This is a genomic window from Candidatus Thioglobus sp. (assembly GCF_028599055.1).
Taxonomy (GTDB): Bacteria; Pseudomonadota; Gammaproteobacteria; order PS1; family Pseudothioglobaceae; genus Thioglobus_A.
In genome coordinates this window covers 1-11,057 of record NZ_JAQRMS010000006.1, presented here as the reverse complement: position 1 = coordinate 11,057, position 11,057 = coordinate 1, and the positions used below count along the sequence as shown (strand labels likewise).

Below are 11,057 nucleotides of genomic sequence, written 5' to 3'. Positions count from 1 at the left end.
CTCGCTCATATTTGCAGCATTCATTGCGTCAAATTGATTGGTGTAATCAACCAATGCTTGATCGCCAGATGTGCGAATATTGGCAATAATGTCGTCAACGGTTTTGGCAACTGACGTATTAGAAACACTCTCCCAAGCTAATAATTGACTAAGGTTTGCTTGAAAATCAGATTGAGTGGATGATAATTTAGTAATCATAAGTTGTTCTCGATTGCACTAATCCAAGTTTTGATTTGGGTATTTTTGGTTTTGAAAGAGGCAGAATTAACCACTAAGCGTGAGCTAATGTCTTCAATGTGATCTAGTGGAATTAATCCGTTAGCTTTTAACGTGTTACCGGTATCAACCAAATCAACAATACAGTGAGAAAGGCCAACCACAGGTGCTAATTCCATCGCACCATAGAGTTTAATAATTTCACAAGATTGACCTTGTTTTTCAAAGTAGCGTTTGGCTGAATTAACGTATTTAGTCGCTACTTTTAACGTATTTTCATTCAGGTGATCGCTAGATTTGGCAGCAACCATTAATTTGCATTTAGCAATACCAAGATCTAGCACTTCAAATAGGTTATTAGCACCATGTTCTAATAGTACATCTTTGCCAGCAATACCCATGTCAGCTGCTCCATGTTGAACAAAAACAGGCACATCAGTCGCTCGAATGATAATGACTTTAACATTCTCTAAATTGGTATCTAGAATGAGTTTACGAGAATTTAGCTCTTCATTAGTGATTTCAAGTCCGGCTTTTTTTAATAAAGGCAGTGTTTGTTCTAAAATTCTACCTTTTGATAATGCAATGGTTAACATGATAATCGTCTCTAATCTTGTATGCGCTCAATGTTAGCGCCTAATAATTTTAATTTTTCTTCAATGGTTTCATAGCCTCGGTCTAGGTGATAGACTCGTTCAATCGTTGTTGTGCCTTGCGCTGCAAGACCCGCTAACACCAAAGAGGCGGAAGCACGCAAGTCAGTTGCCATTAGATTTGCGCCCGTCAGAGATTTTACACCTTTGGCAATAACCGTGTTACCTTCTAGGGTTAGATCAGCACCCATTCTTGAAAGTTCAGGAATGTGCATAAAGCGATTTTCAAATATGGTTTCAGTAATACTAGCTTGACCCTCGGCAATGGCATTTAGGGCGCAAAATTGTGCCTGCATGTCAGTTGGAAAATTAGGATAGGCGCTGGTTCTAATGTTAACTGCTTTAGGTCGTTGGCCTTTCATGTCAAGTGTAATGCTTGTTTTATCACATATGATGTCTGCACCAGTTTCAATCAGCTTGTCAATAACCGCGCGCATAGATTGATGGCGGATATGCTTAAGCGTTACCTTGCCTCCGGTGATGGCTGCTGCAATTAAATAAGTGCCTGCTTCAATTCGATCAGGGCAAACGCTATGAGTAATGCCAGAAAGTGTTTTAACACCTTCAATATTGATAACTGCAGTACCGGCGCCAGAAATCTTAGCACCCATATTTATTAAACAGTTGGCTAGATCAATAATTTCAGGCTCTTGAGCGGCATTGTAAATGGTTGTTGTGCCTTGGGCCAGTGTAGCTGCCATGAGGATATTTTCCGTCGCGGTAACACTAACTTGTTCAAAGTGTACGTTAGCACCAATGAGCTGCTTTGCCTTGGCGTAAATATAGCCGCCTTTAACTTCAATAGAGGCGCCTAGGTCTTCTAGTGCTTTCAAATGCAGGTTAACAGGTCGTGTGCCAATGGCACAACCGCCTGGCAGGGAAACTTTAGCCTCGCCATATTTAGCCAACATAGGCCCTAAAGCCAAGATAGAGGCGCGCATGGTTTTAACTAAATTATATTCAGCGGTTAGTTTGGTTAATTTGGCACTGTCAATGAATAGGGAATTGTCTGATTCAAGAATAAATTCAGCACCCATATCCATTAACAATCTCAACGTGGTTGAAACATCACTCAAGTGCGGCGTATTGTTTAGTTTTAATGGCCCATCAGCTAGGATTGAAGCAAATAAAATCGGCAGAGCGGCATTTTTTGAGCCGGCAATATTTATGGTACCTGATAAAGCTGTGCCGCCTTTGATGACTAGTTTGTACACTACTTAGCGTTTAGTTTTTCTAGTTTTCTCTCAGATCTTTTGATTAACGCATTAACTCCTTTACGCTTAATGTGAGAATTAAACTGTGCTTGATAATTTTTTACAATACTAACACCTGAAAAAACCACGTCATATACATACCAAGCCTCAAGTCTAATCATCTTAAGGGAAGTAGTAAAAGGTTTTCCACCTTCGTTGATAGTAATATTAAGTTTTACAATGGCTTTATTGTCTTTTCTACGAATATTTGGGTCAACCGAAATTTGCACGCTATCAAGTTTATCGTAGCTTGCTAGAATGCCAACATAGTCTTGAATTAAAGATTCAGAAATGTAGTATTGAAAAAACTGTTTTTGCTGAATATTAAGACCTTCCCAGTGATTATCTAGTGCGATTTTAGTGGCAACACCCATAGCTAGATTAGGTAGTAATTTCATGCGAATGAGTGTTTCAACGTTTTGCTTGCTGTCTTTACCTTGTTTTTTTAACTCTTTGAGTGAGCTTAGTGCACTAACCATGAAATTTAACGCAGAAGAGCTTGGCGAATTAATAATATCGGGGGTGATATCTTGACTTTGGATACTGGTTGTGGCTAAAGATTGGCCACTAAAGAAAATAGAGAATATAATAAATGCAGTTTTAATCATTGTTTTAAAAATGAAATAATTTAATTTTTTATTTTACCTTTTTCATAAATGTCTATTAAAGAAAAACTTAATAATCTAACTGGGCAGCCCGGGGTTTATCAAATGCTGGATAAACAGGGTTTGGTAATCTATGTGGGTAAGGCAAAAAACCTCAAAAAACGTGTCACTAGTTATTTTTCCAAGCAGCATGAGGATAATAAAACCCGGGTGTTGGTATCGAATATTGTCACTTTTAAGGTAATTGTAACGGCAAGCGAAACTCAAGCGCTATTATTAGAAGCTGAGTTGATCAAGCAGCATATGCCGCGTTATAACATCTTGCTTAAGGATTCGAAGAGCTATCCTTATATTTCTATAAGTAATGACAAACACCCAAGGGTGGGTTTTTTTCGAGGAAAAAAGCAAAATAAGCATCAATATTTTGGCCCTTATCCATCAGCACAAGTGGTTCGTGAGTCATTAACTTTGTTAAAAAAGATATTCAAGGTTAGGCAATGTACTAATGCAACTTATAGATCCCGATCTAGAGCTTGTTTAGAATATCAAATCGGACTATGTAGCGCACCTTGTGTTGGGCGTATTTCTGATGAAAATTATCAGCAAGACGTTAGCATGATGTCGTTGTTTTTAGCGGGAAAGGGTAAGCAAACACTGGATAAAATTTCGCAAAAAATGCAAATAGCTGCTCAGGAGCAAGAGTTTGAGCTGGCAGCCAGATTGCGTGATCAGCTAATTGATTTAAGAAAAATCCAAGAGCAGCATGCTTCTAGCTCAACGGCTGATCTTGATGTGATTGCCGTCACCCAACAAGATGGCGTGAATGCGATTGAAGTGTTATTTATTCGTGCTGGAAAACAAGTGGGGCAGGATTTTATTTTGCCAAAAAATTCTAATCACCAGCTCGTTGAAACGGTGTTATCAGCATTTATGCCACTTTACTATTTGGGTAAGGATACGCCAAAACAATTATTAATTAGTCATAAGCTAGCAGACAAAGAGATTATTGCTCAGGCACTTAATACTCAAATTATTGACACGCCTAATAAAGATAAAAAACATTATCTTAATATTGCCAATCTAACGTTAAAAGAGAATCTAAAGCAAAACTTACTTGCCAAGTATAGAAAAAAAACCACATTGGTGCATCTGCAAAGTATTTTGAATCTAAAAAACTTACCAGAGGTGATGGAGTGTTTTGATATTAGCCATATGATGGGCGAGGCAACGAAAGCGTCGTGCGTGGTCTTTGAAAAAGGCGTGCCAAAAGTGAGTAAATATCGTCAATTTGATATTAAAAACATCACTCCTGGTGATGATTATGCAGCCATGAATCAGGTGATATTTAGGCGCTATTCTCAAATGCTGAAGAATAATAAGCCATTGCCAGATGTAGTATTTATTGATGGCGGGCTTGGTCAGCTTAATCAGGCAATTATGGTGATGGATTCTATCGGTATTGATGAGGTTCAATTGGTCGGTGTAGCCAAAGGTGAAAAACGCAAAGCAGGGCTGGAAACACTGATTACCGTTGACGATGAAAAAGTCAATAAAATCAACCTACCACTACACGATCCTGCGCTTATGTTGATTAATCACATTCGTGATGAATCTCATCGTTTTGCGATTAAAAATCATCGTCTTAAGCGTGCAAAAAAACGTACCACCTCACCACTTGAAAATATTAAAGGTGTTGGAAAATTAAGGCGTAGCGCGCTGTTAAACTATTTTGGCGGCCTGCAAGAAATTAAAAATGCGTCAATAGATGAAATGCAAAAAGTAAAAGGTATTAATCTGGCTTTAGCGACTAAAATAGTCGAATCTCTTCAATAAATAAATCACCATGTTTTTAATTCGTCTTTTGATTATCGCTGTTGTTATCGGCTACTGTGTTTGGTTTATCAGCAACAAAGTATTGGGCAAAAATTTGAAAATGGCACGCGTAATTGCCACAACACTGGTGGTTACTTCAGTGGTGTATTTACTCTTAGGCAGCTTGTCTTATTTGCTTGAGGGCTAGTCTTTTTTGGAAATAAGCAGTGTATTTAAGTGCGCTGTATGCTTGATAATTTTATCGGTAACATTTACCAAGATTGACACATTTGAAGCCTCCCAAACAGGCATATCCCGCATATGATCACCCATATAGTCAAAGCCTTTTTTGCCAAAACGTTCAATGAGTTTATCTGCCTTGTTGTGTGAGGATAAATTAAAGTTAGCATTGCTAGCCATTACATCATCAAATAATTGCGTGTGTTTTGCCACTGAAAAAGCATAATCTTTGTGCGAGGCGGTTGCTAGGATAATTTCACAGCCTTGTTTTTTCCTCTCATGAATGTAGTCAATAGTGGGTTGTAGGTAGGGTAGTTTGGTAACATCAATTTCAAAGCGCTTGACTAGCTGACTTTTCAAATAGCCTTTGCCTTTAAAAAACCAAAAGGGATAAATCAAGATTAACCAAGGTTGTTGTTTTAATACGCCAATTGAGGATTCATACAACAAGTCAGTATTGATTAGGGTGTGGTCAAGATCAACGATTAGGGGTATTTTTTGAGTCATTCTAGCTCTGCCCATTGGTCAAAATAACGTTCTAAATCCGCTTCTAATCTGGCCAGGCGAATTAACGCATCTTGTGATTTGTCAGTTTGAAAGAATTCAGGATCTGAGAGTTGTAATTGAATTTCTCCAATTTCAATTTCTGTTTTTTCAATTTTGCCGGGCAGGTCTTTTAAGGCTTGCTGCTGTTTATAGCTAAGCTTCTTTTTTACATCCGCACCCGGTGTGGGTGTTGTACTGTTGGTTGTTTTTTTAACTGACTTGGGTTTTTCGCTAATAATCTTATCTTGTTTTTGTATTAGATAATCGTCATAACCGCCTGCATATTGATTAATCACGCCATCGCCATCTAGTACCACGGTTGAGCCAACGACGTTGTTTAAAAAAGTTCTATCATGTGAAATAAGAATCAGCGTGCCGTTGTATTCAACCAGCATCTCTTCTAATAACTCTAAGGTTTCAACGTCAAGATCATTCGTGGGCTCGTCAAGCACCAGAAGATTGGCGGGCTGAGAAAGAATTTTAGCCAACATAAGTCGGTTCTTTTCACCACCTGAAAACATTCTAATGGGTGCCATGGCCTGTTTTCCGGTAAACAGGAATTGCCTTAAATAGCCAATAATATGCTTACTTTTTCCACCAATTTCGATGCGCTCTCGACCGCCAGAGACAAAATCCATGGCCTTCATGTTTGGATCTAGATTGTCGCGCATTTGGTCAAAATAAGCCAGCTGGATGGTTTTTGAGCGACGAATAGAGCCTTGAGTTGGCTGTAGTTCGTCAAGCAGTAATTTAATAAAGGTTGATTTGCCCGTACCATTGCCACCAATGATGCCAATTTTTTCTCCTTTCAGCACCAGCATTGAAAAATCTTTAACCAGTTGTAATCCGGCAATATCGTAGGATATTTTCTTTACTTCGAAGACTAATTTTGACGCTCTATTTTCATCTTCCAATGCATGAATTTTGACATTGCCTTTTTTTGCACGTCGATTAACAAAGGATTTTCGCATTGATTCTAACGCTCTTACGCGGCCCTCATTGCGCGTTCGTCTGGCTTTAATGCCTTGTCTAATCCACACTTCTTCTTGGGCTAATTTTTTGTCAAAACGTGCGTTGGCTAATTCTTCAGCGTGCAATTGTTCGTCTTTACGTTTAACGTAATCCTTGTAACCACAGTCAAATACGCTTAAATTTCCCCGGTCTAGATCAAAGACCTTGTTAACAATGCCAGCCACGAAAGAGCGGTCATGGCTAATTAATACCAAAGTGCCATGATAATCTCTCAGCATTCTTTCTAAATCAAGAATGGCAGTGATGTCCATGTGGTTAGTTGGCTCATCGAGTAGTAACACATCTGGCTCTTTAATTAACGCTTGGGCCAGCATGACGCGACGACGCCAACCACCTGATAGGGTTGAGAGAATCGTATCCCCATTTAAATTAAAGCGATTTAGAATTGCCTCAATTTGATGCAGGTATTGCCAACCATCTAGTTGGTCTATTTGCTGTTGATATTCGCCCGCTTCATCCAACTTGCCTTGATTAATAAGATGTTGGTATTTGGTTAGTATTTGCCCAACATCTCCCAAACCTTCAGCAACAATATCAAATAAATTTTTATCATTATCTTCAGGCGGTGTTTGTTCTAAATAGCTAATGGTTACGCCATTTTTAACCTTCATTTTTCCATCATCAGGCTCAATCGTTCTAGCTAAAACACGCATAAAGGTGGATTTACCTTCGCCATTTCTGCCAATCAAGGCAACTTTATCTCCTTTTAAAATGGTGGCACTAACCTCATTTAAGATTGGCTTGTCGGAAAAGCTTAAGGAAATACTGTCAAGCGTAATTAATGGCATGGCTTTGGTTTTCTAAAACTATCGACAGGTGTAAAATCTAGGTTTTAGAATTAATGATTAAAGTATGCAAAATTTTACCCAAACCTTAACGCATTTGATAAAAGTTGGACTGACTCTTGCGTTAATAACATTTCAGCCTGTATCAGCAGAAAGTATTGAGGCTAAACAATTTATTAGTAGTGAGCAAGAGCAGCGTTATCGACAATTAATTGATGAAATTCGTTGCCCTGTTTGCCAGGGTCAAAGCATTGGTGGCTCTAATGCGGGCTTGGCTAAGGATTTGCGTGAAAAGGTGCGCGAGCTTATTATTAATCAACAAACTAACGATAGTATTCGCCAATACATGACAGATCGTTATGGAGATTTTGTGGTGTTTAAGCCGCCGGTTAACCAAAATACGCTATTGCTGTGGTATGCACCATTTGCGTTTTTGCTGTTGGGCGGTTTCTTTTTTGCGCGCTCATTTAACAAAAAAAATACAACCAAGTCAGAAGTGATCGATACCAGCAAAGCTAAGGATTTATTAAAGTGAGTCAATTTGAATTAATGGTTAATACTAGCGGACGTGGCGCTATTAGTATTAATGACCAAGTAAATAATCTGATTAAAAAATCCTCAGCGAAACTGTGCCATGTGTTTGTTACCCATACTTCTGCATCCCTGATGATTACCGGCAATGAAGATCCAAATGTTTTGTTGGATATTGAAGATCATTTTCAGATGAGTGTTAAAGATGCTAAGCCTGAGTATCGACATAATAATGAAGGAGATTTTGATATGTCAGGACATATTAGATCAATACTAACAGGGGAGTCAAAAACAATCCCTGTTATTGATGGTCAATTGGCTTTGGGTAAATTTCAGGGCTTATTTTTGTATGAACATCGCGCTGGCAATAATGCGAGAAAATTAATTATTACCCTATCATGAGTAGCGAACAAGAATTAAGTGACCTAATGGTAGCAGCCTATAATCACCAAAAAAATGGTGACTTATCGTTAGCCATTCAAGCCTGGAACCAATTAATAAAACACCCAAAGATTGATAATAATTTAACCGCAAATGCGCATTTAAGCTTGGGTAATTTACATCAGTTACAGGGTAATGACGAGCTAGCCATTGAAAGCATGTCAAAGGCGATTAAAGCCAATCCTAATAGTTCACAAGCCTATTTTTGTGTGGCTTATCTAGAGCAAGAGCAAGAGAATTTTGAATCTGCCATTGGTTATTTTGAGCAGGCAATTGCACTTAATAATACTGACCCCGGTGCGTTTAATAATTTGGGTAATTGCTACGATCGCCTCGACAAAAGCGCCGATGCCATTAATGCTTATACTCAGGCCATTTCTTTAGATGGTAACTACATTGCCGCCATTTACAATCGTGGTAATGCTTATATTAAAATCGCTAAGGATGAATTAGCCTTGGCAGACTTAAATAAAGCCATTGAATTGGATGCAAATTTCTATCAAGCCTATTATAATCGTGGCACTTTGCTTAAGCGCATGGGTGATCACACCCAATCTGAACAAGATTTAACCAAAGCCAAGACACTTGCACAGCAAGAATTAGAACATAAAACACTGCAATAATACCTATGAGCGACCAAGACGATAACAAACTAATCACCGAAAGAAAATCAAAGCTGGATAAATTAAGAGAGGCGGGCAACCCCTTTGTGAATGATTTCAAACCTCAGCATTTGGCTCAAGCTATTATCAATGAGTATGATCAGTTTTCAAAAGAGGATCTGGAAGAAAAATCTATCCAAGTTTCAGTGGCAGGACGCATTATGCTTAAGCGCGTTATGGGTAAAGCCAGTTTTGCAACGCTGCAAGATTCTAGTGCTCAAATTCAAATATTTGTCACACGTGATGAATTGCCTGAAGGTTTTTATAATGAGCAGTTTAAAAAGTGGGATATTGGCGATATTACAGGCTGCACGGGTACTTTGTTTAAAACTAATGTAGGTGAATTATCGATACGAGTAGATAGCATTAAATTATTAACCAAGTCACTGCGCCCTTTACCTGAAAAATTTCACGGCTTATCGGATCAAGAAATTCGCTATCGCCAGCGTTATGTTGATTTGATTACTAACAAAGATGCGCGTAATACTTTTAAGCGCCGCAGCGCCATTGTGAGCTATATTCGAAACTTTTTTAATGAAGCAGACTTTATGGAGGTGGAAACACCAATGTTGCAAACCATTCCGGGTGGCGCAACAGCTAAGCCATTTGAAACCCACCATAATGCGCTAGACATGCCAATGTTTTTACGTATTGCGCCTGAGCTTTATCTAAAACGTTTGGTGGTTGGTGGGTTTGATCGAGTGTTTGAGATTAACCGTAATTTTAGAAATGAAGGGCTATCAACTCGACACAATCCTGAATTTACCATGATTGAGTTTTACCAAGCTTATGCAACCTATCATGATCTAATGGATTTAACTGAAAATCTATTTAGAGGTATTGCGGTTGATGTGTGTGGCAGTGCAACTATTCATTACCAAGGTGATGACTTTGATTTCTCTAAAGCGTTTAATCGTATCAGTGTGTTTGATTCAATCTTGGAATATAACCCAACATTGACGCCGCAAGATCTAAATGAGGACAACGCTAAAGCAACTGCTGAAAAGCTTGGAATTCAGGTGAAAGATAATTGGGGCTTGGGCAAGATCCAAATTGAGATTTTTGAAGCTACGGTTGAAGAAAAACTTATGCAGCCAACCTTTATCACTGAATACCCAACTGAAGTGTCGCCATTGGCACGTCGTAATGATAACAATCCATTCATCACAGATCGCTTTGAGTTATTTATTGGTGGCCGTGAAATTGCTAATGGCTTTTCTGAGCTTAACGATGCTCAAGACCAAGCTGAGCGCTTTAAAGCGCAAGTCGCTGAAAAAGATGCGGGAGACGATGAAGCCATGCATTATGATGCAGATTATATTCGCGCCCTAGAATACGGTATGCCACCAACAGCGGGAGAGGGGATTGGCATTGATCGTTTGGTGATGTTATTTACTGATTCGCCATCAATTAGAGATGTGTTGTTATTCCCGCATATGCGCCCTGAGGTAAAAGCATGATTTGCTTTTATCGAGGAAGTACTCTTGGGGTGCGACCAGAAGTTTAAGCGTCGTCTTTTTCCTTTTTACTGTGTTAGATTTTATAAAACTTTCAATCACATAGATTCGCTATGTTTAATCAAGATTTTATAAAATCTGCCTTGTAAAAAACAAAAAAATACTTGCTTAAATAAAAAAAGGAAGATAGGAAATGAAAAATGTACTAACGATTGACGGCCCAAGTGGCGTAGGTAAAGGCACTGTTGCACGAGTAATTGCTCAGCAACAAGGTTGGCATCTACTTGACTCAGGTGCTATTTATCGTGCGTTTGCCTTGGCGGTAGATAGTAGAGGTATTGATATTAGCAATGAGGTTGCCTTAGAAGAAGTGGCCAAAAATCTAGATTTAAGTTTTAAAACGCACAAAGATAGCGAATTGGTGAGCGTTTATTTAGATGGTAAAGATGTATCTAAAGTATTGCGCACTGAGCAGACTGGGGAAATGGCCTCTAAAATTGCATCAATCGGTGTGGTTCGTGCAGCTTTATTAAAGCGTCAGCAAGATTTTGCCACTGCCCCTGGTTTGGTGGCTGATGGGCGTGATATGGGAACAGTGGTTTTTGAAAAAGCAGCTTTTAAAGTTTACTTAACAGCAAGCTCCGAGGAGCGCGCTAATAGACGCTTAAAACAATTGCAAGCACAAGGATCAGAGGGTATAATGTCGCAGATCTTAGCAGAGGTAGAGGCAAGAGATGCGCGTGATTCATCACGCAAACACTCACCTTTAAAACCTGCAAAAGATGCCCTTGTCATTGATACTACTGAGTTATCACTTGATGAGG

Annotated in this window: 13 protein-coding genes; 7 read left to right on the top strand and 6 right to left on the bottom strand. The window is 38.9% G+C overall.

Annotated elements, in window-relative coordinates; all coding sequences use genetic code 11:
- The 4 genes from PSN35_RS01060 to PSN35_RS01045 form a co-directional block, all read right to left on the bottom strand.
- A partial coding sequence (locus PSN35_RS01060) for a histidinol dehydrogenase (protein ID WP_300028415.1) occupies positions 1-198 on the bottom strand: 198 nt, incomplete at its 3' end.
- Complete coding sequence (gene hisG, locus PSN35_RS01055; RefSeq protein WP_300028413.1) at positions 195-812, bottom strand: ATP phosphoribosyltransferase; 618 nt, start codon at positions 810-812, stop codon at positions 195-197. The genes hisG and PSN35_RS01060, both read right to left, overlap by 4 nt.
- A gap of 11 nt (positions 813-823) precedes the next feature.
- Positions 824-2,083: a UDP-N-acetylglucosamine 1-carboxyvinyltransferase gene (gene murA / locus PSN35_RS01050; RefSeq protein ID WP_300028411.1), complete on the bottom strand. Its 1,260-nt coding sequence runs from the start codon at positions 2,081-2,083 to the stop codon at positions 824-826.
- Entirely contained in the window at positions 2,083-2,730 is a 648-nt protein-coding gene (locus PSN35_RS01045; RefSeq protein WP_300028410.1) for a phospholipid-binding protein MlaC, read from the bottom strand. The genes murA and PSN35_RS01045 overlap by 1 nt, the downstream gene beginning before the upstream one ends.
- A 48-nt stretch (positions 2,731-2,778) precedes the next feature.
- Between PSN35_RS01045 and uvrC the strand changes: the two genes are divergently transcribed.
- Both uvrC and PSN35_RS01035 read left to right on the top strand, forming a co-directional pair.
- Positions 2,779-4,560 (top strand): excinuclease ABC subunit UvrC, encoded by a 1,782-nt coding sequence (uvrC, locus tag PSN35_RS01040; protein WP_300028409.1) that lies wholly within the window; start codon positions 2,779-2,781, stop codon positions 4,558-4,560.
- A 10-nt stretch (positions 4,561-4,570) separates the two neighbouring features.
- Entirely contained in the window at positions 4,571-4,747 is a 177-nt protein-coding gene (locus PSN35_RS01035) for a hypothetical protein (RefSeq protein ID WP_300028407.1), read from the top strand.
- On the opposite strand, the gene PSN35_RS01030 is transcribed toward PSN35_RS01035, so the two are convergent.
- Complete coding sequence (locus PSN35_RS01030; protein WP_300028405.1) at positions 4,744-5,286, bottom strand: hypothetical protein; 543 nt, start codon at positions 5,284-5,286, stop codon at positions 4,744-4,746. The two genes, PSN35_RS01035 and PSN35_RS01030, sit on opposite strands and share 4 nt — an antisense overlap.
- Positions 5,283-7,145 (bottom strand): ATP-binding cassette domain-containing protein, encoded by a 1,863-nt coding sequence (locus PSN35_RS01025; RefSeq protein ID WP_300028403.1) that lies wholly within the window; start codon positions 7,143-7,145, stop codon positions 5,283-5,285. Before PSN35_RS01025 ends, PSN35_RS01030 begins: the two co-directional genes overlap by 4 nt.
- 64 nt (positions 7,146-7,209) lie before the next feature.
- Here PSN35_RS01025 and PSN35_RS01020 point away from each other — a divergent pair, with 64 nt between their 5' ends.
- The 5 genes from PSN35_RS01020 to cmk form a co-directional block, all read left to right on the top strand.
- Positions 7,210-7,677 carry a cytochrome c-type biogenesis protein gene (locus PSN35_RS01020; protein WP_300028401.1) on the top strand — a complete coding sequence of 156 codons (468 nt, stop codon included), beginning with the start codon at positions 7,210-7,212 and terminating at the stop codon, positions 7,675-7,677.
- Positions 7,674-8,075 carry a secondary thiamine-phosphate synthase enzyme YjbQ gene (locus PSN35_RS01015; protein ID WP_300028399.1) on the top strand — a complete coding sequence of 134 codons (402 nt, stop codon included), beginning with the start codon at positions 7,674-7,676 and terminating at the stop codon, positions 8,073-8,075. The genes PSN35_RS01020 and PSN35_RS01015 overlap by 4 nt, the downstream gene beginning before the upstream one ends.
- Complete coding sequence (locus PSN35_RS01010; RefSeq protein WP_300028397.1) at positions 8,072-8,737, top strand: tetratricopeptide repeat protein; 666 nt, start codon at positions 8,072-8,074, stop codon at positions 8,735-8,737. The genes PSN35_RS01015 and PSN35_RS01010 overlap by 4 nt, the downstream gene beginning before the upstream one ends.
- A 5-nt stretch (positions 8,738-8,742) precedes the next feature.
- Complete coding sequence (gene lysS, locus PSN35_RS01005; RefSeq protein WP_300028395.1) at positions 8,743-10,236, top strand: lysine--tRNA ligase; 1,494 nt, start codon at positions 8,743-8,745, stop codon at positions 10,234-10,236.
- A gap of 190 nt (positions 10,237-10,426) precedes the next feature.
- The coding region (cmk, locus tag PSN35_RS01000) for a (d)CMP kinase (RefSeq protein ID WP_300028393.1) at positions 10,427-11,057 on the top strand (631 nt) is incomplete at its 3' end.

Coding starts and splice junctions, on each gene's coding strand:
- hisG (WP_300028413.1), bottom strand. CDS start 812: ATGTTAACCATTGCATTATCAAAAGGTAGAATTTTAGAACAAACACTG.
- PSN35_RS01045 (WP_300028410.1), bottom strand. CDS start 2,730: ATGATTAAAACTGCATTTATTATATTCTCTATTTTCTTTAGTGGCCAA.
- uvrC (WP_300028409.1), top strand. CDS start 2,779: ATGTCTATTAAAGAAAAACTTAATAATCTAACTGGGCAGCCCGGGGTT.
- PSN35_RS01035 (WP_300028407.1), top strand. CDS start 4,571: ATGTTTTTAATTCGTCTTTTGATTATCGCTGTTGTTATCGGCTACTGT.
- PSN35_RS01030 (WP_300028405.1), bottom strand. CDS start 5,286: ATGACTCAAAAAATACCCCTAATCGTTGATCTTGACCACACCCTAATC.
- PSN35_RS01025 (WP_300028403.1), bottom strand. CDS start 7,145: ATGCCATTAATTACGCTTGACAGTATTTCCTTAAGCTTTTCCGACAAG.
- PSN35_RS01020 (WP_300028401.1), top strand. CDS start 7,210: ATGCAAAATTTTACCCAAACCTTAACGCATTTGATAAAAGTTGGACTG.
- PSN35_RS01010 (WP_300028397.1), top strand. CDS start 8,072: ATGAGTAGCGAACAAGAATTAAGTGACCTAATGGTAGCAGCCTATAAT.
- lysS (WP_300028395.1), top strand. CDS start 8,743: ATGAGCGACCAAGACGATAACAAACTAATCACCGAAAGAAAATCAAAG.